Source organism: Gluconacetobacter diazotrophicus PA1 5 (assembly GCF_000067045.1).
Lineage (GTDB): Bacteria > Pseudomonadota > Alphaproteobacteria > Acetobacterales > Acetobacteraceae > Gluconacetobacter > Gluconacetobacter diazotrophicus.
Map to the genome: position 1 here is coordinate 3,331,455 of NC_010125.1, position 23,790 is coordinate 3,355,244.

Annotated in this window: 22 protein-coding genes; 9 read left to right on the forward strand and 13 right to left on the reverse strand. The window is 70.6% G+C overall.

Going from position 1 to position 23,790, the window contains the following annotated elements; genetic code table 11:
• Nucleotides 1-23: 23 nt before the first annotated feature.
• From GDI_RS20345 to GDI_RS15395, 5 genes are all read left to right on the forward strand, one after another.
• Complete coding sequence (locus GDI_RS20345; protein ID WP_012227679.1) at nt 24-644, forward strand: lysophospholipid acyltransferase family protein; 621 nt, start codon at nt 24-26, stop codon at nt 642-644.
• Nucleotides 634-1,992 (forward strand): 3-deoxy-D-manno-octulosonic acid transferase, encoded by a 1,359-nt coding sequence (locus tag GDI_RS18645; RefSeq protein WP_231854138.1) that lies wholly within the window; start codon nt 634-636, stop codon nt 1,990-1,992. Before GDI_RS20345 ends, GDI_RS18645 begins: the two co-directional genes overlap by 11 nt.
• On the forward strand, nt 1,992-2,975 hold the full coding sequence (lpxK, locus tag GDI_RS15385) for a tetraacyldisaccharide 4'-kinase (RefSeq protein WP_012227683.1): 984 nt from the start codon (nt 1,992-1,994) through the stop codon (nt 2,973-2,975). Before GDI_RS18645 ends, lpxK begins: the two co-directional genes overlap by 1 nt.
• A complete protein-coding gene (locus tag GDI_RS15390) occupies nt 2,972-3,892 on the forward strand; it encodes a lysophospholipid acyltransferase family protein (RefSeq protein WP_012227685.1) in 921 nt (306 codons plus the stop codon). The genes lpxK and GDI_RS15390 overlap by 4 nt, the downstream gene beginning before the upstream one ends.
• Nucleotides 3,893-4,194: 302 nt before the next feature.
• Entirely contained in the window at nt 4,195-4,563 is a 369-nt protein-coding gene (locus GDI_RS15395) for a hypothetical protein (protein ID WP_012554764.1), read from the forward strand.
• Nucleotides 4,564-4,582: 19 nt separating this feature from the next.
• Here GDI_RS15395 and GDI_RS15400 read toward each other — a convergent pair whose 3' ends face one another.
• The gene (locus tag GDI_RS15400) at nt 4,583-6,067 is read right to left on the reverse strand and encodes a type 1 periplasmic-binding domain-containing protein (RefSeq protein ID WP_012227689.1); all 1,485 of its coding nucleotides are present in this window, start codon (nt 6,065-6,067) and stop codon (nt 4,583-4,585) included.
• 173 nt (nt 6,068-6,240) lie between these two features.
• Here GDI_RS15400 and rsmI point away from each other — a divergent pair, with 173 nt between their 5' ends.
• The gene (rsmI, locus tag GDI_RS15405; RefSeq protein ID WP_012227691.1) at nt 6,241-7,143 is read left to right on the forward strand and encodes a 16S rRNA (cytidine(1402)-2'-O)-methyltransferase; all 903 of its coding nucleotides are present in this window, start codon (nt 6,241-6,243) and stop codon (nt 7,141-7,143) included.
• Between the two features lie 7 nt (nt 7,144-7,150).
• Here rsmI and GDI_RS15410 read toward each other — a convergent pair whose 3' ends face one another.
• The 4 genes from GDI_RS15410 to GDI_RS15425 all read right to left on the reverse strand — a co-directional run bounded on the left by GDI_RS15410 (nt 7,151) and on the right by GDI_RS15425 (nt 11,207).
• Entirely contained in the window at nt 7,151-7,822 is a 672-nt protein-coding gene (locus GDI_RS15410; protein ID WP_012227693.1) for a LolA family protein, read from the reverse strand.
• A 75-nt stretch (nt 7,823-7,897) separates the two neighbouring features.
• Nucleotides 7,898-8,857, reverse strand: coding sequence for an iron exporter MbfA (mbfA, locus tag GDI_RS15415; RefSeq protein WP_012227695.1), 960 nt, complete (start codon nt 8,855-8,857; stop codon nt 7,898-7,900).
• A gap of 99 nt (nt 8,858-8,956) precedes the next feature.
• On the reverse strand, nt 8,957-10,369 hold the full coding sequence (locus GDI_RS15420; RefSeq protein WP_012227698.1) for a glutamate--cysteine ligase: 1,413 nt from the start codon (nt 10,367-10,369) through the stop codon (nt 8,957-8,959).
• 85 nt (nt 10,370-10,454) lie between these two features.
• Nucleotides 10,455-11,207 carry a 16S rRNA (uracil(1498)-N(3))-methyltransferase gene (locus tag GDI_RS15425; RefSeq protein WP_012227700.1) on the reverse strand — a complete coding sequence of 251 codons (753 nt, stop codon included), beginning with the start codon at nt 11,205-11,207 and terminating at the stop codon, nt 10,455-10,457.
• 147 nt (nt 11,208-11,354) lie between these two features.
• Between GDI_RS15425 and ubiA the strand changes: the two genes are divergently transcribed.
• Together ubiA and GDI_RS15435 are read left to right on the forward strand one after the other, a co-directional pair.
• On the forward strand, nt 11,355-12,272 hold the full coding sequence (gene ubiA, locus GDI_RS15430; protein WP_041249527.1) for a 4-hydroxybenzoate octaprenyltransferase: 918 nt from the start codon (nt 11,355-11,357) through the stop codon (nt 12,270-12,272).
• Nucleotides 12,269-12,916 carry a class I SAM-dependent methyltransferase gene (locus GDI_RS15435; protein ID WP_012227704.1) on the forward strand — a complete coding sequence of 216 codons (648 nt, stop codon included), beginning with the start codon at nt 12,269-12,271 and terminating at the stop codon, nt 12,914-12,916. Before ubiA ends, GDI_RS15435 begins: the two co-directional genes overlap by 4 nt.
• Before the next feature lie 43 nt (nt 12,917-12,959).
• Here the strand turns inward: GDI_RS15435 and GDI_RS15440 are convergent, their stop codons facing one another.
• From GDI_RS15440 to GDI_RS15450, 3 genes are read right to left on the reverse strand one after another with little or no spacing between them, the layout of a single operon-like run.
• Nucleotides 12,960-14,369 (reverse strand): MFS transporter, encoded by a 1,410-nt coding sequence (locus GDI_RS15440; RefSeq protein WP_012227706.1) that lies wholly within the window; start codon nt 14,367-14,369, stop codon nt 12,960-12,962.
• 6 nt (nt 14,370-14,375) lie between these two features.
• Nucleotides 14,376-15,122, reverse strand: coding sequence for a dienelactone hydrolase family protein (locus tag GDI_RS15445; protein ID WP_012227708.1), 747 nt, complete (start codon nt 15,120-15,122; stop codon nt 14,376-14,378).
• Nucleotides 15,119-16,561, reverse strand: a complete 1,443-nt coding sequence (locus GDI_RS15450; protein WP_012227710.1) for a sugar porter family MFS transporter — start codon at nt 16,559-16,561, stop codon at nt 15,119-15,121. Before GDI_RS15450 ends, GDI_RS15445 begins: the two co-directional genes overlap by 4 nt.
• 313 nt (nt 16,562-16,874) lie before the next feature.
• Between GDI_RS15450 and GDI_RS15455 the strand changes: the two genes are divergently transcribed.
• On the forward strand, nt 16,875-18,218 hold the full coding sequence (locus GDI_RS15455) for a GntT/GntP/DsdX family permease (RefSeq protein ID WP_012227714.1): 1,344 nt from the start codon (nt 16,875-16,877) through the stop codon (nt 18,216-18,218).
• Nucleotides 18,219-18,249: 31 nt separating this feature from the next.
• On the opposite strand, the gene der is transcribed toward GDI_RS15455, so the two are convergent.
• The 5 genes from der to GDI_RS15480 form a co-directional block, all read right to left on the reverse strand.
• Nucleotides 18,250-19,689 carry a ribosome biogenesis GTPase Der gene (gene der, locus GDI_RS15460; RefSeq protein WP_012227716.1) on the reverse strand — a complete coding sequence of 480 codons (1,440 nt, stop codon included), beginning with the start codon at nt 19,687-19,689 and terminating at the stop codon, nt 18,250-18,252.
• A 15-nt stretch (nt 19,690-19,704) separates the two neighbouring features.
• Nucleotides 19,705-21,066: a PQQ-binding-like beta-propeller repeat protein gene (locus tag GDI_RS15465; protein WP_012227724.1), complete on the reverse strand. Its 1,362-nt coding sequence runs from the start codon at nt 21,064-21,066 to the stop codon at nt 19,705-19,707.
• A gap of 61 nt (nt 21,067-21,127) precedes the next feature.
• Nucleotides 21,128-21,817 (reverse strand): tetratricopeptide repeat protein, encoded by a 690-nt coding sequence (locus GDI_RS15470; protein ID WP_012227729.1) that lies wholly within the window; start codon nt 21,815-21,817, stop codon nt 21,128-21,130.
• Between the two features lie 110 nt (nt 21,818-21,927).
• Nucleotides 21,928-22,347, reverse strand: coding sequence for a hypothetical protein (locus GDI_RS15475; protein WP_012227731.1), 420 nt, complete (start codon nt 22,345-22,347; stop codon nt 21,928-21,930).
• A 67-nt stretch (nt 22,348-22,414) separates the two neighbouring features.
• A complete protein-coding gene (locus GDI_RS15480) occupies nt 22,415-23,734 on the reverse strand; it encodes a dihydroorotase (protein WP_012554755.1) in 1,320 nt (439 codons plus the stop codon).
• Between the last annotated feature and the right edge of the window lie 56 nt (nt 23,735-23,790).

The following is a 23,790-nucleotide window of genomic DNA, read 5'->3' on the forward strand; positions in this document are numbered from 1 at the left end:
CGCCGCCCCGTCCTTCACGGCCCATGCTGAGGCGCCTGCCGGGAACGGGTGGCGCGCGCGCGCTGGCCATCGTCCTGTTGCGCGCCTATCTGCGCCTGGCGCTGCGCACCACGCGCTGGACGTTCGACATCCATCCCGACGCCCATCCCCTGCTGACCGGGCGGGGCGAGCATTCGGCCCTGGTGGCCTTCTGGCACGAGGCGCTGGTCCTGACCCCCGCCCTGTGGTGGTGGGCAACGCCGCAGAATCCCGCCCTGCGCCTGCATGTCCTGATCAGCCGCAACCGCGATGGCCGCCTGGTCACCGACATCGTCGCCCCCTGGAAGATCAAGGCCATCGCCGGATCGACCGATCGCAAGGGCAAGAGCAAGGGCGGCGCCCGGGCGCTGCGCCGCATGCTGGACCAGGTGCGCAATGACAGCCTGATCGTCATCACCCCGGACGGCCCGCGCGGCCCCCGCCGCCAGGTCCAGCAGGGGGTGGTCGGCCTGGCCCGCCTGTCCGCCGCGCCGATCGTCCCGGTCGGGGCGTGCTGTTCCGCCTGGCGGCTGGGCACCTGGGACCGGATGATGGTGCCGCTGCCCTTCGGGCGCGGGCGCTTCGTCTGCGGGGCGCCCATCATCGTCACCCCGCATGATCATTGAAGACGCCGCGACGCGGCTGGGCGATGCCATCGACCAGGCGATGCGCGCCGCCTGCCCCGCCCCGGCCCGGTTCCTGTCGGGCCTGTGGGCCGGCCTTGCCACCGCGCTGGCTCCGGCGCTGACCCTGCTGCTGCGCCGGCGCCTGCGGCGGGGCAAGGAAGTCCGGGGACGGCTGGACGAACGCAAGGGCCGGTCCGCACGCCCCCGCCCGCCCGGGCGCGTCCTGTGGCTGCACGCCGCCAGCGTGGGCGAGACCCTGTCGGTCCTGCCCGTCGTCGCCGAACTGACGCGGCGGGACGCCACGCTGCATGTGCTGTTCACCACGGCGACCGTCACCGCCGGCGAACTGCTGGACCGCCGCCGGGCCCAGGCCGCGTGGGGCGCGCGGGTGATCCATCAGTTCGTGCCGCTGGACGTGCCGGGCTGGATGGACCGCTTCCTGCGCCACTGGCGCCCCGATGCGGCGGCGCTGACCGAAAGCGAGCTATGGCCCAACCTGCTGGAATCCTGCCATCGGGCCGGCGTCCCCATCGTGCTGCTGAACGCGCGGCTGTCGGACCGCTCGCGCGCGGGATGGAGCCGTCTGCGGGGCCTGGCGGAACGCATGCTCGGCCGCTTCGCCTGGATCGCCGCACGATCGGACGAGGACGCGGCGCGGCTGCACGCCCTCGGCGCCACGCGGGTGGACGTCCCCGGCGACCTGAAGGACGCCGCCCCGCCCCTGCCGGCCGATCCCGCGGAGATCGACCGCCTGCGCGCCGTCATCGCCGGGCGCCCGGTCTGGCTGGCTGCCTCGACCCATGAGGGGGAGGAAGACCTGATCGCCCAGGCCGATCGGCTGCTGCGCGACCGCCACCCGGACCTGCTGACGATCATCGTACCCCGCCACCCCGAACGCGGGGTGGAGGTCGCCGAGCTGCTGGATGGTGCCCCCCGCCGTGCGGCGGGGGCCGAGCCCGGCCCCGCCGACCGGTTCTGGATCTGCGACACGCTGGGCGAACTGGGCCTGTTCTACCGGGTGGTGCCGATCGTCTTCCTGGGCAACAGCCTGTCGGCCCCGGGGGGACGGGACGAACGGGGCGGACACAACCCGCTGGAGCCGGCGCGGTTCGGCGCCGCCCTTGCCTCCGGGCCGCTGATCGCGAATTTTACCGGCGCCTTCGCCCGGCTGCGGGACGCCGTCGCCATCGTGCCGGACGCGGCCGCGCTGGCGGACTGGGTGGACGGCATGCTGGCCGACCCGGCGCGCGCCCGCGATGCCGGATGCCGCGCGGCCCAGGTCGCCAGCCAGGACCAGGGCCTGCCAGGCCGCATCGCCGCGCGTCTGCTGGCGCTGATGGAGACGTGATGCACGCGCCCCGCTTCTGGTCCGGGGGCGATGGCGGCTGGCCCGCGCGCCTGCTGGCGCCGGCCGCAGCACTCTACACGCTGGCCACGGCGCGGCGCATGCGCGGGACAGGCTGGCGCGCGCCGGTTCCCGTCCTGTGCTGCGGCAATCTGACGGCGGGCGGCGCGGGCAAGACGACCGTGGCGCTGGACCTGGCGGCGCGCCTGGTCGCGCGCGGGCGCCATGTGCATATCCTGACCCGCGGCTATGGCGGTCGCGCGCGCGGCCCCCTGCTGGTGGACCCCGCCCGCCATAGCGCCGCCGAGGTCGGGGACGAGGCCCTGCTGCTGGCCCGGGTCGCCCCCTGCCATGTATCGGCCGACCGCGCGGCCGGCGCGCGCGCGGCGGTGGCCGCCGGGGCGGATTGCCTGGTGATGGATGACGGGTTCCAGAATCCCGGCCTGCGCCAGGATATGGGCCTGCTGGTCATCGACGGCGGCAGCGGCTTCGGCAACGGGCATGTCCTGCCCGCCGGGCCGCTGCGCGAACCGGTGGCGCAGGGCTGCCGGCGCGCACGCGCCGCCATCCTGATCGGCGGGGACCGGACCGGGGCGCTGGCGCACCTGCCCCCCGCCCTGCCGGTCCTGCGTGCCGACCTGGCGATGCAGGAGGCTGCCCCGATGCTGGCCGGGCGGCCCGCCATCGCCTTCGCGGGGATCGGGCGGCCCGACAAGTTCTTCGACGGGCTGCGCGCGCAGGGCATCCGGCTTGCGGCCTGCCTGCCCTTTCCCGACCATCATGCCTATCGCCCCCGGGACGTGCGCCGCCTGTCAGCCATGGCCGCGGTACAGGGCGCCGTGCTGCTGACGACGCCCAAGGACGCGGTACGCCTGCCCCCCGCCATCCGGGCGCAGGTCCGCAGCGTGGACGTCACGCTGGCATGGGCCGATCCCATGGCGCCGGAGCGGCTGCTGGATATGTGGCTGGATAAAGCATCATCATGACGGACACGGACAAGACGCCACGCGTCACCCTGCTGATGCGCGCCGAGGCCCTGGCCGCGCGTGGCGCGCTGGCCCTGCTGCGCCGGCTGGGACCGGTGCGGGCATCGAATGTCGGGGGGGCGGTCTGCCGCATTATTGGCCCGCGCCTGCCGGTCTCGCGCGTCGCCGATGCCAACCTGCGCCTGGCGATGCCGGAACTGGACCAGGCGGCACGGCGTGCGGTGATCCGGGATGTCTGGGACAATCTGGGTCGCACGGTGGGGGAATTCCCCCACCTGGCGGCCCTGCCCCGCGATCCCGCCTCGGGGCCGGGGTGGGATGTCGTGGGGGCCGAACACCTGGCCGCCCAGGCGGCGCGCGGCGGCCCGGTGGTCTTCATGTCCGGCCATATCGGAAACTGGGAGATGCTGCCCCCCGGGGTAGCGCATCACGGCCTGCCGTTCGCCTCGTTCTACCGCGCGGCGGGCAACCCGCTGGTCGATGCGATGATCCGCGGCCTGCGCGACGCCGCGATGGGGCAGTCGGTGCCCATGTTCGCCAAGGGCGCGCGCGGCGCGCGCGGCGCGCTGGCCCATATCGCGCGCGGCGGGCGGCTGGGCATGCTGGTGGACCAGAAGATGAATGACGGGATCGAGGCCCGGCTGTTCGGCCACCCCGCCATGACCGCCCCCGCGCTGGCCGCCATGGCCCTGCGCTATCGCTGCCCGGTCATCCCGGGCTATGTCGAACGGCTGGGCCCGGCGCGGCTGCGCATCCATGTCGAGCCGCCGATGGACCTGCCGGACAGCGGCGACCGCCAGGCCGACATCCTGGCCCTGACCCAGGCCGTCAACGACCGGCTGGAAAGCTGGATCCGCGCCCGCCCGGGCAGTTGGCTGTGGCTGCACCGGCGCTGGCCGAAACACCTGCGGCCCTGACGCCCACCCGGCGGGCACGGGGCCGCGCGGCACGGGGTTCATGTCGGCGACGCATCAAAAACAGGCATTCACGGGCGCGGCGACGGGCCACGATACCCTGCCGTTACAATTCCAGCGCTAATTCTGAAGCAATTGCACCATTCTGTGCCCACAATTAAGGCCTTTGCGCAACGGATCATTGCTTTTTTGCCACATCTGTAAAGATCTGCCTGTTTGTGCGGCGGCGGCGCTCAGATTCAATTTGGCAATGCCCGGCGTGGACCTTTAGCGTCTGCTTCGCCCCCTCATCCAAGGACATTCAGATGGCCAGAAACATGACCCTGAAGGCGAACGTCCCGACCCCGGGCCCGGCCCCTGCCAACGTCATTCCGTTGCGCGCCAGCTTCCTGCCGCGCCATCGGGAATATCTGATGCGCTGGCTGGATGCAGGGGCCTGCATGGGCCTGTGTGATGCCGATGTCTCCTCCCGGTCCGAAGACGGACCGATCGAACACGTCCTGGTCTGGGTCCGCGAAAACGCCGATCCGGCTTACCTGCTGCGGCCCGAAGGCATGAACTGGGTCCTGATCGACAATCTGCGCGATCATCGGCTGGGCACCTTTCACCGGTTCGAAGCCGCGTTGTACGCCATTCGTCCTGTCCTGGCCTGCGGTGCGACGGCGGCGGCCTGATCGGCCGCCCCCCCTTTCCTCAGCTTCGCTGGTCCCGCACCAGACGCCCCGCCGCCGGACTGACGATCCGGCCGCCCCCGCCGGGCTGGATCTGGAAAATCGCCAGGTCACGCAGTGTCTGGCCATCGGGCGTCAATCCGAACACTCCGTCCACCCCTGAAAATCCATCCGGTCGCGTCAACGCCGCGATCGCGTATCCGTTCGGCTGTCCCGGCGGCCGGGCGCGGTCCAGCGCACCGACCAGCGCCGCCGAATCATAGGACAGGTCGCTCAGCGGCGTGGGCATGTGATGATACCGGGCCATGAAGATCTGGATGAACCGCTGGCGTGCGCCCGGGTCCGGCGCCGCATACCACGCCCCTTCCAGGCGCCCCAGCTTGCCGGCGAACGCCCCCCACAACCCGGTACCCAGGATGCGCACCGGCACCGACGCCTGCTGCGGCGGCGACGGGGGGGCGACGGCCGGCTGGGTGCTGACGGTCGGGGGCACGGTCAGGGCGCCGACCGGCGTATGGGCCGGGACCCCGGTCACCGCCGCGCCCGCCACCGGGGCCGCCGCCGGGGGCGTGTCCACGGTGATGGCCGGGGCCTGCGCCGCTGCCGCGGTGCCGGTCGCGGCCGGGCCGATCGCCTGCACCGCCTGCAACGCATCGATCACGCTGGCCAGTTGCAGCCCGGTATCGGCCAGCAGCAGCGCATCGAACGGCGGCGCCCCCAGTTTGGGCACGGCCGGGGCGGCGGGGGCCGTCCCCATGCCCTGTCGCGGGCGCCGGAACAGCGGGCGCCCCGGCCCCCAGCGGGTCGACCGCCGACATGTCGGGCGGCACCGGCGCCTGGGCACCGGGCTGGCGGCGGCAAGGCGCGTGTCGTAGGCGGACAGCGTCTTCAGCCACTGGGTGATGCTGGCCGGGCTGGTGGTATGATAGACGACGTCCGGCGTCGCCAGCCCCTGCGCGGCACAGACCTCCGTAGGGCCTTGCCCATCGCCCGGCCAAGCGCCGTGTCGGGCAGGAAGGCGGCAAAATGCTGCCGTCCCTCGGCCCGCGCGGCCGTCCCCCAGCCGTTCGACCTGCTGTTCCGGCGCGATGCCCAGCGCCCACACGCCGGGGCGCCCCAGCGACAGGTCGCTGGTATAGGCCAGCATCGGGATGGACGTCGAAGCCGTGACCGCGGCCGCCTGCGTGGTCTCGGCCGCCGTCAGCGGCCCCAGGATCACGCCGTCGCCGGCGGCCACCGCCGCCTGGGCCGCGGCCCCCGCGCCCCCGGCGGCTTCGGTATCGCGGATATCCAGCGGCGGCGCGGTGGGCGCGCCCAGTGCCAGCCGTGTCGAGGCCAGCATTTCCTGCCCCAGCCGCGCATTGCCCCCGCTCAGCGGCAGCAGCACGCCGACCGTCCGCCCGGCGGGAACCGTGGGGGCGGGTGCCGGCGGGCCTGCGGTCACGGGGCCGGCGGGACCCGCCGCGGGACCGGCACAGGCCGCAAGCCCGGCCAGCGAGGCCGCCATCAGCAGTCCGGCCTTGCCAGACGGGCCGGGACGGGCTGACTCTGCACGCCGTTTCTGTGTCCGGATTGCGAATGACCGACTCATCTTCCTCGTCCCTGCCTTTCCAAGCGCCCTCTCCCCATAGCGGAGCGGAACCCGCCCGTCATGCCCCGGACGATACGACACCCGGCGACATGGCGCCCGATGACGTGACATCCGATGACGAAACGCCCGCCCGCCCAGGCCAGGGGGGGCTGGCGCTGGTCTCCACCCCCATCGGCAACCTGGGCGATTTCAGCGACCGGGCCGTCGCGACCCTGTCCGGGGCGGACCTCGTGCTGTGCGAGGACACGCGCGTCACCGCGCGCCTGCTGGCCTCGCGCGCCATCACCGTCCGCACCGAACCCCTGCACGACCATAACGAGCAGCAGCGGATTCCCGCCCTGATCGCCCAGTTGGAACGCGGGCGGCGCATCGCCATCGTGTCGGATGCCGGCACGCCCCTGCTGTCCGATCCGGGCTTTCGCCTGGTGCGGGCGGCGATCGCCGCCGATATTCCGGTCACGGCCGTCCCCGGCCCCAACGCCGCGATCACCGCTCTGACCCTGTCGGGCCTGCCGCCGCATCCGTTCCTGTTCTCGGGCTTCCTGCCCCCGCGCACGGCGGCGCGGCGCGAGGCGCTGGGGCGCCTGCGCGCGGCCGAACAGGCCGGCCTGTCCGCCACCCTGATCTGGCACGAGGCCCCGCACCGGCTGGACGCCATGCTGGCGGACCTGGCCGACATCTTCGGCGCGGACCGGCCCGCCGCCGTGGCGCGCGAACTGACCAAGCGGTTCGAGGAAGTCCGGCGCGGCCCCGCCGGCACGCTGGCCGCCTGGTACGCGCAGAATGCGGCACGGGGGGAAATCACGGTCCTGCTGGGCCCGCCGGCCGAGGACGACAGCGGGGCGGACGACCTGGACAGCCGGCTGCGCGCGGCGCTGGCCAGCCTGTCGGTCAAGGACGCGGCCGCGCTGGTCGCCGGCGCCGTCAACCTGCCCCGCCGCACGGTCTATGCCCGCGCGCTGGAACTCGCCCGGGAAAGGGACCAGCCCTAGGATATTATTATTGCTCGCCAATTTCCGTATCGAACAGCCCGTCCGGCAAGGGGCCGCCGCCCAGGCGGATATTGTACAGATCGACCCTGGTTTCCTGCCCCTGGGCATCGACGACGCTCCAGGACCGAAGGGACATCGGGCTGTCATGAAACACCAGCGTCAGGCTCCCGTCCGCCGGCGAGGCCGTCCGCACCAGCGTGACCTGCACCAACCCGTTGGAATGTGTGAACCCCGTAACGGTCACATCCCCCGAGAGTTGCAGCCCGGGCCGCAGCAGCAGCCCCAGCGGCGTCTTGTCCAGCGGCAGCGTCGTGGTCTGGCCCAACTGGCTGTCGTTGAAGACGACCTGGCCGTGATTGGCCACCAGAAGCAGCGGGCTGGGCTTGTCATATTCGAAGCGCATCCGCCCCGGACGGCTCAGCCACGCCGTTCCGGTCGTGCGCTTGCCGTCGGGGGCCAGTTGCTGGAACTGCGCCTCCAGCGTCGTCACGCCGTTCAGGTAGTCCTGGACGCGCTGGACCCAGGCCCGGTCGGCCGGGGCCAGGGCCAGCGTCATGGCCGTGGGCGCGGGAGTCGTCACCGTCTGGGCATGGAGGGAAGCCGGCAGACAGGCAAGCCCCGCCAGCAGGGCGCATGCGACACCGGTCGGCAGGGGAAACAGGCAGTTGGGGCGGGTCATGGGGTCCGATCGGTCGCAGCGGAATCGTTCCCGATCTCGTTGCCCGATCATCCGGGCAAGATCAAGGCGCAGCCCCTACCCCGCCGAACCGATCAGGATGCCGGTCGCGAAGACCAGCGCCCCGCCAAGGACGATCTGCACCACCGCCGAGCCGAACGGCGTATCCTGGTAGCGCCAGCGCACCCACGAGATCAGGACCAGTTCCACCACCACGACCGCGACGGCCACCGTCATGGCGGCCGAAAACCGGTCGATCAGGAACGGCACGGTATGGCCGATGCCCCCCGCCGTCGTCATCAGCCCGCAGATCGCCCCGCGCAGCACCGGCGCGCCGCGCCCGGACAGCTTGCCGTCATCCGACAGGGCTTCCGCGAACCCCATGGAAATCCCGGCCCCGACCGAGGCCGCAATGCCGACCAGAAATGCCTCCCACGGGCGATGGGTGGCGAAGGCCGCCGCGAAGACCGGGGCCAGCGTGGACACCGACCCGTCCATCAACCCCACCAGCCCGGGCTGGATCACCTGCAGCACGAAGCGGCGGCGGGCGTTCTCGTCCTCGCCCTCGCGCTTGGTGGCAGGCAGGCGAACGCGTTCGATGGCTCCGGCCGCCTGCTCGTGCTGGTCCTCGGCCACCGCCAGGTCGCCCAGAAGCTTGCGCGTCGCGGCTTCGTTCGTGCCTAGCGCGGCCTGCCGGTAGAACCGGGCCGCCTCCAGCTCCATCTGCCGGGCATGGCCGCGCACGGCCTCGATCCCCATCCCCTGCACCTGCCAGGCCGGACGCCGCGCCGGGAACCCCGCGATATCCTGCCGGCGGATCAGCGGAATATGCGACCCGAAGCGACGGACGTACAAGTCGATCAGGCCGCGCCTGTGCTCGTTCTCCTCGTGCACCATGTCGGTGAAGATGCGCGCGGTGTCGGGATAGTTCTCGCGCAGCGCGTACGCGAAGTCGGCATAGATCCGCGCGTCCTCCTCCTCGTTCGAAATGGCGAGAGCAAGGATTTCCTGATCACTCAGCGTCGCGAACTTGCGCATCCAGCCTGTATGTCGAACATCGCTGATGCGCACAAGTCATTTCGATATCGTGCGAATTATTCGCGTTATCGAATTCAACGAAACGAAGGCCCGATACTCTTAAACCGCCGCTTCGCTGAAGATATGCGTGACGTCGCCTTTCCAGGCCCCGTGATAGCGTTCCAGCCACCGTTCGGCCTGCGTCGGGCCGCCGGCCGCGATCTCCTGCAGCGGGGCCAGCAGATGGCTCTCGTCACGTCCGGTCCCGTCCGTCACCGCGCGCGCGCGCAGCCCCTGCACCGCGATCTCGACCATCCGCGCCGTCAGTTCGCGCAGCGTGCCGCCCACCCACGGCGCGTCCAGCCCCGCCCGTGGCACGGCGGCGCGCAGGGCGACGTAGTGCGCCCAATCCTGCTCGCGCACCAGCGCGTCGGCGGCGGCCAGCGCCGCGTCGTCATACAGCAGCCCCACCCACAGGGCGGACATGGCCAGCATCATCTCGGGCGACCCGGCATCCGCCCCGCGCATTTCCAGGAACCGCTTCAGCCGCACGTCGGTGAAGGCCGTCGTCATGTGGTCCTCGAAATCGCCCACGGTGGGGGTCAGGCCCTCCAGCCCGTCCTGGCGCTCGCCCTTCATCCACGCCCGGAACGACCGCCCCGCCACGTCCAGGATGCGCCCGTCGCGCACGACGAAATACATCGGCACGTCCAGCAGCCATTCGACATAGGGCTCGAACCCGAAGGAGGGCGAGAAGAACAGGTCCGGCATGCCCGACCGCGCAGTGTCGGTATCGGTCCAGATCCGGGCACGGTTGGACATGAACCCGTTCGGCCGCCCCTCGTGGAACGGGGAATTGGCGAACAGCGCCGTCGTCACCGGCTGCAGCGCCAGCGACACGCGCAGCTTGCGCAGCATGTCGGCTTCGGATGCGAAATCCAGGTTGACCTGCACGGTGCAGGTCCGCTGCATCATGTCCAGGCCCAGCGTGCCGACCTTGGGCATGTAGTTCCGCATGATGGCGTAGCGGCTCTTGGGCATCCACGGCATGTCGGCGCGCCGCGCCAGCGGGTGGAAGCCCAGCGGGGCGAAGCCGACCCCCAGCGACCGGGAAATCGGACGGATCGCCTCGAAATGCCGGGCCATCTCGTGCCCCGTATCGTGCAGGCTGGCCAGCGGCGCGCCCGACAGTTCGAACTGCCCCGCCGGCTCCAGCGACACCGACCCGCCGCGCTCGGGCCCGATGCCCTTCAGCCCGATCAGGTTGCCCGCATCATGGATCGCCTCCCACCGCGTGCCGCCATCCTGGCGGTTCAGGTCGGTCAGGATTTCGGCGATGCCGTCGGGGGCGTAGGGCGGCGGCATCCAGGCCGGGCGCGCCGGGCCGGCGGCGGCGGGCAGGACGAAGCCGAATTTCTCGTGCTCGGTGCCGATCCGCCACAGGCCGCGCGGCTTGCCCCCGTCCGCCAGCAGGCGGGCCAGTTGGCTGACCGATTCAATGGGGGTCGTATCTTGCTCGCCGGGGTTCGACATCGTTTCTGCAAAAATCCTAAAAAACGCAACGGATCGGTCAGAGGCCGTGCGGGTCGTAAGCATCAAGGCTTTTGAGGCTGCGCTCTCAGCGCGACCCTGCACCAGACACGCGCCGCAGGCCAGCCCCCATCAGGGACAGGCCACAGGCCACGGCCGTATCGGCCCGCAGGATCAGCCCGCCCAGCGAGATCATCCTGACAAATGGCCGTGCGCGCAACATGTTGACCTCGACATCGGAAAACCCGCCCTCCGGTCCGATCAGCAGTCCGTCGCCATCGGCGACATCCTCGATCCCCCCCGCGCCGCCGCGCCGGTCGGCGCGTTCGGCCGCCACGAACAGACGCCGTTCGGGCGGCCACTCCCCCAGCCGGTCGGCCAGGCGCCGGGGGGCGTCGATCGCGGGCACGTCCAGGCGCTCGCACTGCTCCGCCGCCTCGCCGGCAATGGTTTCCAGGCGTGCTTCGTTGACCCGGTGGGTGTTGGTCCGTTCGGTCAGGACGGGCAGGAATCGTGTGACCCCCAGTTCGGTACCCATGCGCACCACCATGTCCGTCGCATCGCGCTTCAGCGGCGCGAACAGCAGGACCGGCCCCGCAACGGGCTCCGCCGCGCGCCGCTGCCGCAGCAGGCGCACCTGCCCCCGGTCGCGGCGCATCGCCTCGATGCGCGCCAGCCATTCCCCGTCGCGCGGGTTGAACAGGGCGACCTCGTCCCCCACCCCCAGACGCAGCACCGTTCCCAGATAATGCGCCTGTCCCGGCGTCAGGTCCCGCACCGCGTCCGCCTCCATCGGCGGCTGCGTCGCCGGATCGGCGAACAGACGGGGACAATCCTTCATGACGGCACCACTCCACGCGACACACAACCCGGGGCCGCAGCGGGACCTCGGCTCTTGACCGCGTCCCCCCGGCGCCCCATCACACGCGGGCATAGCAGCCCCGCGCGCCGGCGTCATGGCCGGACGGCCCAAGCTGGAGAGACGAGCGTGAATCGATCCCTGCCCCATACCGATATCCGGACCGGAGGATGGATCGCCCGGCTGCCCGTGCCGCTGCGCCCCTACGCGCTGCTGGCGCGGCTGGATCGTCCCATCGGCACGTGGCTGCTGTTCCTGCCCGGCATGTGGGGCATCCTGCTGGCATCCGGCGTCGATGCCCGCACGCGCCTGCGGCTGATCGTGCTGTTCGGCATCGGCAGCGTGGTGATGCGTTCGGCGGGCTGCGTGGTCAACGACATGTGGGATCGCGACATCGACCGGCTGGTGGCGCGGACCGCCGGGCGCCCGCTGGCCTCGGGCGCCCTGCGCATGCGCCAGGCGGCCCTGTTCCTGGCGGGGCTGCTGGTGATCGGGCTGGTGATCCTGCTGCAGCTCAATCCGCTGGCCCGGGTCCTGGGGGCCTCGTCACTGATCCTGGTGGGGCTGTATCCCCTGGCCAAGCGCTTCACCTGGTGGCCGCAACTGGTGATGGGCTTCACGTTCGGCTTCGGCGCGCCGCTGGGCTATGCCGCCGCGACCGGCCGCGTCGATGCCGCCTGGGGCGCGCTCTACGCCGCCACCATCCTGTGGCAACTGGGGTTCGATACGATCTACGGCTTCCAGGACATGGAGGACGACGCCCGCATCGGGGTCAAATCCACGTCGCGCCTGTGGGCGGGGCAGCCGCGCCTCTTCGTCGGCGCCTGCTATGCCCTGGCCGTGGCCGCGCTGCTGCTGGCGGGATGGCTGGCCGGATGCGGCGCGGGCTTCTGGATCGCGATGGCGCTGCCCACCATCGCCCTGGCCTGGCAGGTCGCGCAACTGGACAGTACCGACCCCGCCCGCTGCCTGAGCCTGTTCCGCTTCAACCGCGAAACCGGCCTGGCGATCGCGCTGGCCATCCTGGCCGGACTGGCCGGACAATGACGGCGCCCGCCGATGCCCGCGCCTTCGTCGCGGCCCACACCGCCCTGTCCCACGCCCCCCTGGTGCCGGAGATCGCCCTGCACCTGGCCACCGAGATCACGCCGATCTGGCAGGCGTCGGAAAGCTGGCTGGCGCAGCATGATATCGAACCGCCCTTCTGGGCCTTCGCCTGGCCGGGCGGCCAGTTGCTGGCACGCCATGTCCTGGACAATCCGTCGCTGGTGGCCGGCCGCCGGGTGCTGGATTTCGCGGCCGGATGCGGCATCGCCGCCATCGCCTGCGCCCGCGCCGGCGCCCTGTCGGTCGAAGCGGCCGAGATCGACCCCCTGGCCACCGCCGCCATCGCCCTGAACGCGGACGCGAACGGCGTCACCCTGACCGTCACCGAAGCCGACCTGGTCGGCGCCCCGCCGCGCTGGGACCTGATCCTGTGCGGCGACATCTGCTACGAAAACCCGATGACCGAGCACATCCTGCCCTGGCTGCGCACCGCCGCGCGCACGGCGGAGGTCTGGATCGCCGACCCCGGCCGGGCCTACCTGCCCCGCGCGGGGCTGGAGGTCATCATGACGCGCGACATCGCCACCACGATGGAGCTTGAGGACCGTACGGCCCGCCGTACGACGCTTTACCGGGTGACGTAACGCAGGCGGATCCGGCCGTATGCAGGAACCGCCGGCTGTTCCGTCACCGCAGGGCCCGCAGCCGGCTGGCGCTGAGCAGCGCCGACAGGAAGGCACACGCCGCCGCCAGTTCCATGCAGCGCAGGGTGGGGTCATGGGTGACGAAACCGAAGGTCAGCGCCACGAAGATCGCCCCCATGGTCTGGCCCGACAGGCGCGCGACCGACACCATGCCGCTGGCGCTGCCCGACCGGCCGCGCGGGGCGGACACCATCATCGCGCGATTGTTCGGCGGCTGGAAAATCCCGAACCCGACCCCGGCCAGGCCGATACGCCAGGCAATGTCCAGGTTCCCGGCATCGGGCGGCAGCAGGCACAGCAGGACGAAGCCCGTGCCCGTCACGCACAGGCCGATCGAGGACAGGATGGCCGCCGGCACCCGGTCCGCCACCCGCCCGACGAACAGCGAGATGGCGACGATCCCGACCGGCCAGGGTGTGATCAGCAGGCCGGTGGCCACCGCCGAGCGATGCAGCACCGATTGCAGCGCGAACGGCATGGAAATGATGAAGAAGTTCGACGCGACGAACGCCCCGAACCCCACGCCGAACGCGACCAGGAAATCCGGCACCGCCAGCAGGTCGATCGGCAGCATCGGGTCGGACCGCCCGGCTTGGCGCCGGGCCAGCTGGACGAATGCCCCCGCCCCGCCCGCCAGCAGCCACACCGCCAGCGCGGGCCCGCTGCGATGCACCAGGCTGTCCAGCCCGACGATCACGCCCCCGAACGCCACGACGTTCAGCACCGCGCTGGCCAGGTCGAACGAGGACGGGCTGCGCGGCGTGCGCGGCAGGTAGAACGCGGCCGCCACCATCGCCGCCCCGCCCAGCGGCAGGTTGATCAGGAAGATCCACGGCCAGTCGGCCACCGACAGCACCGCCGAGGCGATGGTGGGCCCCAGCGCCACGCCGGTCGCCACCACCATGCCGTTCAGCGAGATCCCCTTGCCGATCTGGGAATGCGGATAGATGAAGCGGACCAGCGCGATATTGACGCTCATGATGCACGCCCCGCCCACGCCCTGCAGCGCGCGGGCCAGGGCCAGTTCCAGCAGCGTGTGCGACATCGCGCACAGCAGGGACGCGACCACGAAGGTGCCCAGCCCGATCCGGCACAGCCGCGCGAATCCCACCCGCGCGCCCAGCGACGCCAGCGGCAGCAGTGTGGACACGCTGGCAAGCTGGTAGGCGTTGATCACCCAGATGGACGATGACGCGCTGGCATGGATGTCGTGCGCGATGGTGGGCAGCGCCACATTGGCGATGGCATAGTCCAGCACCGACAGCAGCACCGACAGCGCCACGGCGAACATCGCCATCGCCCGCGCCGTGCCGTGCAGGCCTTCACCCTCCGCCAGCGTTCGGCGCGCCGGGGCATCGGGCGCGGACGTATCGGGCACGGACCGCAGCGCCATGGCCGCTCAGCCCGCGCGCAGCGCGCGGCCGAACAGCGCCTGGACCCATCCCATGGCCTGAAGGAACAGCGCCGGGTCGTAGCGCGGCCCCTCGTCCCGCAGGAACGCATGCTGGGCGTTGAGTTCGTGCCATTCGTAGCGGACGCCCGCAGCCTCCAGCGCCTCGCGGATCATCTGCCGCCCGGCGAAGGGGACATGCGGGTCCTGCCGGCCCCAGGTCATCATCACCTCGCCCGGAATCTCGCCCAGCCGCTGCAGCGTGTCGTCGTGCCGTCCCTGCCCCAGGGACGCCGAATGGATGTCGGTGGCATAGAAGCACGCCGCCGCCGACACCGCCGGGTTCATCGCCGCCCGAAAGGCCAGGTGCCCGCCCAGGCAGACCCCCATGGTGCCGATCCGCCCGGTGCAGGCCGGATGCGCCGCCAGCCACGCCACCGCCGCCCGGGCATCGTCGTCGTACGACGCCAGGGGCTTGGCGTATTTCAGTTCGTTGCCCCGGTCGGTGCCCGGCTTGTCGTAGGCCAGCACGGTGCCCGCGGGTTCGTATTCGTGATAGACCTCCGGCACCGCCACCACGTGGCCCAGCCCCGCGACCATGGCGGCCAGCCGGCGGATCGGGGCCGTCACCTGGTAGATCTCGGAGAACAGCACCACGCCGGGAAAGGCCCCGTCCGCCGCCGGACGCAGCACATGCAGCCGCATCGGGCCGCTGGCGGTCGCGATATCGGCGGTTTCGTCCCCGTGGAGGATCATGCTTCCGCTCCCCGTCCTGTCGTGTCCTGCCCCAGGTCACGCAGCCGGCGGCCGGCCATCAGACGCGCCTCGATCTCTTCCAGCGAGACGCCGCGCGTCTCGGGCACGTAGGCCAGGGTGATGATGATGAACAGGCCGTTCATCAGCGCGAACAGCCAGAAGGTACGCGCTTCGCCCAGGGCGGCCATCACGGTCAGGAACACGTTGCTGACCAGCGAGTTCGCCGCCCAGTTGGTGAAGGTCGAGCACGCGATGCCGAAATCGCGCCCGCGCAGCGGCTGGATTTCGGAACACAGGGTCCAGACCAGCGGCCCGGCGCCGATCGCGAAGCCCGCGACGAACAGCAGCAGTGCCCCGACCATGCCGATTTCCTGCGGCAGGGAGTCGCCGCCGAACGCGATCAGTCCGCCCGCGCCCAGCATGGCGAAGGTCATGATCGCGCAGCTGAGGATCAGCAGCGGCCGCCGCCCCCAACGGTCGATGAAGGCGATGGCGAAGCCGGTCGACAGCACGTTGATCAGGCCGATCAGCGCCGTGGCCCAGGTCGCGGCCGACACGCCGAAATGCGCGGCCTGGAATACCTTCGGCGCGTAGTACATCAGGACGTTGATCCCGGTGAGCTGCTGCATGACCTGCAGCATGACCCCCAGCAGGACCGACCGGCGGAAATTCGCGTTGCTGCGGAACAGCGCGAAGCCGCTGCCGCTTTCCTTGCGCAGTTCCTGCGCGATATCGCGAATTTCGGCGTCGGCCTCGGCCGGGTCGGGCCGCAGGTAGCGCATGACCTGGCTGGCCCGGCTGCGCTCGCCCCGCATCATCAGCCAGCGCGGGCTGTCGGGCAGGAACAGGCAGGCGGCGCAGAACAGCGCCGCAGGCACCGCCATCAACCCCAGCATCCAGCGCCAGTGCCCGCCATAGGCCAGCACGCTGTCGGTGACATAGGCCAGGAAGATGCCCAGCGTCACCATCAGCTGGTAGAACGAGATCATGGCGCCGCGCACGGCCTCGGCCGTGACTTCGGAAATATAGAGCGGGGCGGCGAAGGCGGCGATTCCCACCGCCAGGCCCAGCAGGACGCGCCCCACGATCAGCACCGTGATGGACGGCGCCAGGGCGCAGATCATCGACCCGGCCAGGAACAGCAGCGACGCGCCCAGCAGCGCCCGCCGCCGGCCGAACCGGAAGGAAATCCGGCCGGCGACGACCGATCCGACGGTGGCGGCCACCATCATCGAGGACACGATCCATTCCTGCATGCGGGCGGCCGCATGGAATTCGTCGCCGATGAACCCCAGCGCCCCGGCGATGACGCCGGTATCCAGGCCGAACATCAGCCCCGCCATGGCCGCGAGAATGCCGACGACGATCGCCCGGGCCCCGGAGGACGGCACCGAGCCGTTAACGGGCATCGTTCCTGCCGGTCCCTGGTCTGGTGACATCATGGAATCCTTCCCGGTTCTGTTCTTGTGTCGTGGGCGAAACGCCTGGACCGCGCCGCCATTCTTGATCCTGTCAGGCCACAGTTCGGCCGGAATCCCGGTCAATCTGCGTCAAACCGGGGCCGCCGGACAGTCCTTATGATACGAAATACATCCCCGTGGCCAGACGCATCCCGCGGTACCCCCGCGGTGGCAGGAAAAAACACACGGGTCGTGAACTCTTCGTCCTCTCCGGGATATGAGGCCGCGGGCATTGACATCCTGCGGCCCGTGACGCCGTGATACGCGCTCTTTTTCCAGCAGACGTGGTTCCATGTCCTCACTTCTTGCCGTTTCCCTGGCGACCGCCGCCATCGTGGCCGTCGTGCTCCTGATCGGGCGCTATAAACTCAACCCCTTCATCGTGCTGCTGTGCGTGTCGCTGCTGCTGGCCCTGTGCGCCGGCATGCCGCCGCAGAAGGCCGTCACGTCGTTCGAGGCCGGCGCCGGCCACGTGCTGGGCCATATCGCCACCGTGATCGCGCTGGGGACGATGCTGGGCAAGATGCTGGCCGAATCCGGCGGCGCGGACCAGATCGCGCTGACGATCACCCGCGTCGCGGGCAAGGGCCGGATCAGTTGGGCCATGATGGTCATCGGCCTGCTGATCGGCCTGCCGGTGTTCTTCGAGGTCGGCTTCGTGCTGCTGATTCCGCTGGTCTTCACCCTGGCGCGGCGGACATCGACCCCCATGCTGCTGCTGGCGCTGCCGATGGGCGCCGCCCTGTCGGTCACCCACGCGATGATCCCGCCCCATCCGGCCACCCTGCTGGCGCTGTCGGCCTATCACGCCGATACCGGGCGGACGATCTTCTGGGGGGTCATCATCGGTACGCCGATCGCGGCCCTGGCCGGCCCGATCTATGCGAAATTCATCACGCCGCGCATCCAGATCGCCGGCCATGCCGGGCTGGAAGACCAGTTCGCGAGCAAGGACGTCCACGAGAACCTGCCGCCGTTCAGTATCACGGTGCTGACGATCCTCTCGCCGGTCCTGCTGATGCTGCTGGGTTCGGTCGCCGACCTGGTCTCGCAACCCGGCAGCACGGCGAACACCATCCTGCATTTCATCGGCAATACCGACATCGCCCTGCTGCTGGCGACGATCCTGTCCTTCTACGTGCTGGGCCTGGCCCGCGGCTTCTCGCGCGAGACGATCCTGCGCTTCACCAACGAATGCCTGGGGCCCACCGCGCTGATCATGCTGCTGGTGGGCGCGGGCGGCGGCTTCGGCCGCGAACTGGTCGATAGCGGGGTGTCGAAGGCCATCACAGACCTGGCGCTGGGGGCGCATGTGCCGCTGCTGGTGCTGGCCTGGCTGCTGGCGGTGGTGGTGCGCGTGGCCGCCGGGTCCGCCACCGTGGCCATGAGCACGGCGTCCGGCATCGTCGGGCCGATCCTGCTGCACAGCCACGGCACGTCGCCGGAACTGATGGTGCTGGTCACCGGGGCCGGATCGGTGGCGCTGGGGCCGATGAACGACGCCGGGTTCTGGCAGATCAAGGAATATCTGGGCCTGAGCGTAGGGCAGACGATCAAGACCTGGTCGGTCATCGAAACCCTGATCGCCGTCCTGGGGCTGGTGTTCTGCCTGCTGCTGTCGCTGGTGATCCACTGAGGGGGCGCCTGCCCCCTCGTACCCCTGCCTGTTACCCCTGCCCTTCGGCGTAGGGGTTCTTGGTCCCGCGCAGCAGCAGCCGGATCGGCGTGCCGGGCAGGTCGAACGTCTCGCGCAGGCCGTTGACCAGGTAGCGCTGGTAATCCTCGGGCAGTTGCTCGGCCCGGGTGCCGAACAGGATGAAGGTCGGCGGCCGGGCCTTGGCCTGCGTCATGTAGCGCAGCTTCAGCCGCCGCCCGCTGACCAGCGGCGGGCTGTGCCGCTCCAGCATCGCCTCGAACCAGCGGTTCAGCGCCCCGGTCGGAACCCGCTTGTTCCAGGTCGCATGGGCCCGGCGCACCACCGGCAGCAGCTTGTTTACCCCGGCCCCGGTCAGCGCCGAGAACGAAACGACCGGAATGCCGCGCATCTGCGCCAGCGACGTCTCGATCCGGTCGGAGATCGCCTGCCGTGTCGCGATCCGGTCCTCGACCGCGTCCCACTTGTTCAGCGCCAGGACGCAGCACCGGCCCTCGCGCTCGATCAGGCGGGCGATCTGCAGGTCCTGTTCATGCACGCCCAGGGTCGCGTCCAGCGTCAGGACCACCACCTCGGCCATCTTCAGTGCCTCGATGGTGGCGGAAACCGACATCTTCTCCAGCGATTCCTCGATCCGGCCCCGGCGGCGCAGCCCCGCCGTATCGACCAGTTGAATCGGCCCATGCTCGTCATGCAGCAGCACCGTCACCGAATCGCGGGTCAGGCCCGGCTCGGGCCCGGTGATCATCCGCTCCTCGCCCAGCAGGCGGTTCAGCAGGGTCGATTTTCCGGCATTCGGCCGCCCGACGATGGCCAGGCGCAGCGGACCGACGGGACGGTCGTCTTCGTCAGCCTCGCCCGCTTCCGCGTCATCGTCTTCGAACGCCGCGTCCGCCATGCCCCCGGCGACGAGAGCCGGAGCCTGCGGCGGCAGGCGGTCCGCGATCTCGCCCATCAGGTCCGACAGGCCTTCGCCATGTTCGGCGGAAATGGCCAGCGGCGTGCCCAGCCCCAGGGCGAAGGCCTCCATCGCCGCCGCCGCCCCCTGCCGTCCCTCGGCCTTGTTGGCGATCAGCAGCACGGGGCGCCCCTGGCGGCGCAGCCATGCCGCGAAATGCTCGTCGGCCGGGGTGATGCCCGCGCGGGTGTCGATGCAGAACAGGACCAGGTCCGCCTGCGCCACCGCCGATTCCGACGATGCCCGCATGCGGCCGTACAGCGTATCGGCCGCCGCTTCCTCCAGCCCCGCCGTATCGACCAGGCGCACCCGGCGGCCGCGCATCACGGTCTCGGCTTCCTTGCGGTCGCGGGTCACGCCGGGGGTATCGGCAACCAGCGCCTGCCGCCGCCCCACAAGGCGGTTGAACAGGGTCGATTTACCGACATTCGGACGACCGGCGATGACCACCACCGGCAGGTCGTCCCCGGTCGGAACGGAAGGAAGCTTGGCCAATTTTCAACGATATCCTTAGCTATAGGCAATCAGGTGACCGTCGTCGGTCACGATCAGCAGCCGTCCATCGACCACGATCGGCGCCACGCTGGCCACCCCCGGCAGCTTGCCGATGGACAGTAACGCGCCGGTCACCGGATCGATCGTCGCATATCCGGTCTCGGGCAGGGTGCTGACGCAGACCAGCTTGCCCCCCGCCAGGATCGGGCCGGTCCAGGTCACGCCATCCTTCTGCACGTCGACCCTGCGATAGCGGCGGAGCTGGGTGATCCAGCGCACGTGGCCGCTCAACCGGTCGATGCAGGCCAGTTGCTGGTCCAGCGACAGCACGTACAGCCAGTTGTCGACGACCAGCAGGCTGTCCTGCCCTGCGACGGCGCGTTCCCACAGGCGCCGCCCCGAGCGCACATCCAGCGCGACAAGGACCGAAGCGGCACTGATGGCATAGACCGTGCCGTCCACCACCACCGGCATGCCCCGCACGCAGGAAAAATCGACCGTCGTTTCCTGGCCGTTGGTGCTGCCCAGCGTGTCGCTCCAGACCACCTCGCCGCTTTCCGCCCGCAGCGCGACCAGGTCGCCCGACCCGAACCCGGCCACCACCACATCCCCCACCACGGCGGGCGCGGGCTGGCCGAAGATGACGGTGTCCACCGCCGTCGAGGCATAGGTCCACAGCACGTTGCCCGTCGCGGCATCGACGGCGAACAGCCTTTCGTCGATCGTCCCGAAGAACAGGCGCCCGTCCGCGATCGTGGGCGCCGAGCGGCCCGGCGTTCCGGTGTCGATCCGCCATTTCACCCGGCCGGTCGCGACATCGACCGCCACGGTCTGCGCCACGCCGTCGACGATGTACAGCGTGTCGCCCGCGACGCTGAACCCGCCGCCCAGGTTGCTGGACTTCATCTTCTTCGGCTTGGGGACGAAGTGCCACGCTTCGCGCATGCGCGGCCATTCGAACGCCCGGATCACCCCCTGCGCGTCGCTGACGAAGATCCGGCCGCCGGCCACGATCGGCGTCGCCTGCAACACGCCACGCCCGGTATTGCCCAGCGCGGCGTACGACAGAAGCTCGGGTTCGGACACGCCGGCGCCGATGCTCTTCGTCCATTCGCGGCGCATCGCACCGCCCCAGGCCATGTTGATGCCCGCATGGCTGGGCACGCGACCCGGCTGCGGCCATTCCGCGACCGTCGTCTGGGGCGGCAGGACAATCGGCATGTGATCGTCGGGATCGACCATCAGACCCGCGCCGGTGCCCAGCACGTCGACGCGCTTGCCGGCCAGCAGCGGCTTTTCGTCATCATCGCATCCGGCCAGAACCGGCAACATCGCTCCACCAAGAAGCGCATGCCGGCGGGTCAGAACTTTGTTCATGTCAATCCTGCGCTGCAAAAGGAAGAAAGGCCCCGGACCGGCGCGGCCCCAACGGCGACGATTACGACGGGCTGGCATTCAGGGTCTGCAGCAGGCCGCCGGCCCGGCTGCGCAACCCGTCCGGGACATCGGCCTCGGCGCTGAGCTGCGCGAAGCGCCGGCGTGCGTCGGCGGTGCGTCCCTGCCGCAGGTCCAGCATCGCCTCGCACTCGATGGCCAGCGCCCGCCAGGGCTTGCCCACGCCGTCCAGCGTCGTCAGGCGGGACCGCAAGGTCGCCGGATCACCGTCGTCGATCTGGCGCTGGACCCACAGCAGGCTGGCCAGGGACCGCAATTGCGGGTCCGCCGCCCCGTCATCGGCCACCTGGGTCCACAGCGACAGCGCGCCGCGCGTATCGCCGCTCGACGCCAGCAGCGCCGCGCGCTCCAGCCGCGCCAGGGTCCGCAGGCCCGGTGGTGCCGTGTCCAGCGTGGCGAAGCGCTTCAGCGCGTCCTGCTGCTGCGGGGTCAGTCGCGCCGTCTCGCCCGGGACGATCTGGCTGCTGTCGGCCGCATGCAGCGCCGTGAAATAGGTCGCCGCCCAGGCACGGTCGGCCTGCCGGCCACGCCATGCGTGGTACTGCCATCCGCCGACGCCCGCGCCGGCCACCGCCACCACGGCCACCGCTGCCGCGACATAGCGCCGGGCCAGCGCGCGCAGGCGTTCCGCCCGCAAATCGTCGTCGACTTCCCTGAAGATGTCGTCAGCCACGTCTCAACCGCTCTCCGCATACGCAGGCAGACGGGTCACGCCCCGCCCAGCCAAAGGCCGGACCATAGCGGGGTCGGCGCACAGGGGCAACAAACCCCCGTGATCCGCCGTCAATGCTTGTGCGCGAAATGCGCGGCCCCGTCCCGCAATTCGGTGCTCAGGCGGGTGAAATTGCCGGCGATCCGCTGCTGCACCACCAGGCTGCCCTGATGGACCCTGTCCATCCGGGCCCGCGCCTCGGCGCTGATCGCGCCCTCTTCCCGGCCGGCGGCGCTGGCGACGCAGCCATTATAGAGCCGGGCCGCCTTCTCGTACGCCGTCACGGCATCCACGCTGGCGTTATAGTGCGCGGCGGTCGTGTAATCGACCACCGGGGGCCTGGGTTCCTGCCCGCAGGCGGCGGGGGCGGACCACGGGGCATCGGCGGCGCGGGCGGCCGCCACCATGCCCACGGACGTCATGCCCAGGGACGTCATCACACACAGGGACACGGCACAGGCCAGGAACAGGCCCGATACTGGAGCACGCAAGGGATGTCTTCCTTCTTCGATCCGCTTCTTCAGCGATCTTCAGATATATTCGAAGACCATGGCGAAATCAGGGTGCGAAATGCGCAAGCCTGCCGGCCGGCGCGCCCAGGATCGTATCCTCGCGCATGACGGCGTGGCCCCGCACGATCGTCGCCATCGGCCAGCCCGTCACCTCCATCCCGTCGAACGGCGTCCAGCCCGCCGGGGTGGCGATCCAGTCATTGGTGATACGGCGCCGCGCCTTCATGTCCACCAGGGTGAAATCGGCGTCATAGCCCATGGCGATCCGCCCCTTGGCCTGCAGGCCATAGACCCGCGCCGGCCCTGCCGCCATCAGGTCCACCATCCGGCCCAGCGACAGACGCCCGGCATTGACGTGGTCCAGCATGACGGGAACCAGCGTCTGCACCCCCGTCAGCCCCGCCGGGGTGGCGGGCCAGGGCCGCGCCTTCGCCGCCAGGGAATGGGGCGCGTGGTCCGACCCGATCGTGTCCACGGTGCCGTTGCGCACGGCCTCCCAACTGGCCTCGTAATGCCGGCGGTCGCGGATCGGCGGGTTCATGATCGCAAGCGGGCCCAGCGTCTCATAGCATTCGGGGGCGACCTGGGTCAGATGGTTCACCAGCACCTCGACGGTCGCGACGTCGCGATGCGCCGGCAGCCAGTCCAGTTCCTCGGCGGTCGAGGTATGCAGGATATGGACCGGCCGCCCCGCCCGCCGCGCCAGATCCACGATACGCCGCGTGCCCAGGAAGGCGCATTCCTCGTCCCGCCAGAAGGGATGGCTGTCGTAGGACATGCCCTCGGTCAGCAGCTTCTTGCGGTCCTGCAGGCGGTATTCGTCCTCGGAATGGAAGGCGACGCGGCGGTGGCCGTTCTCCAGCACCTGCCGGATGCCCTCGTCATCCTCGATCATCAGGTCGCCGGTCGACGATCCGGCGAAGACCTTGATGGCGCAGACCCCGTCGAAACACTCGTACTCGCCCAGGCGCGGCGTATTGCCGCGCGTGGCGCCGACATACAGCGCGAAATCCACCCAGCTTTCGCGCGACGCGTATTCCTGCTTCCAGCGCAGCATCTCGGCGTCGGTCACCGATGGCGCGGTGTTGGGCATGTCGAACACCGTCGTCACCCCGCCCAGGGCCGCCGCGCGCGTGCCGGTGGGAATGCTCTCGACCGCGGCGTCGCCCGGGTCGCGCAGATGCACGTGCGGGTCGATCAGCCCGGGCAGCACATGCAGGCCGGACGCGTCGATGACCGTATCGGCCTCGTCCGCCACACCCGCCGTCAGGCTGGCGATCCGGCCCGAGCGCACGCCGATGTCGGTACGGGCCTCGCCCCAGGGCAGAAGGCAGACGCCATTGCGGATGATCAGGTCGTAATGCATCGGTTCCTCGCAGCCTGTCGGTGCCTCCGACGTATCCCCACAACGGGCACACGGCA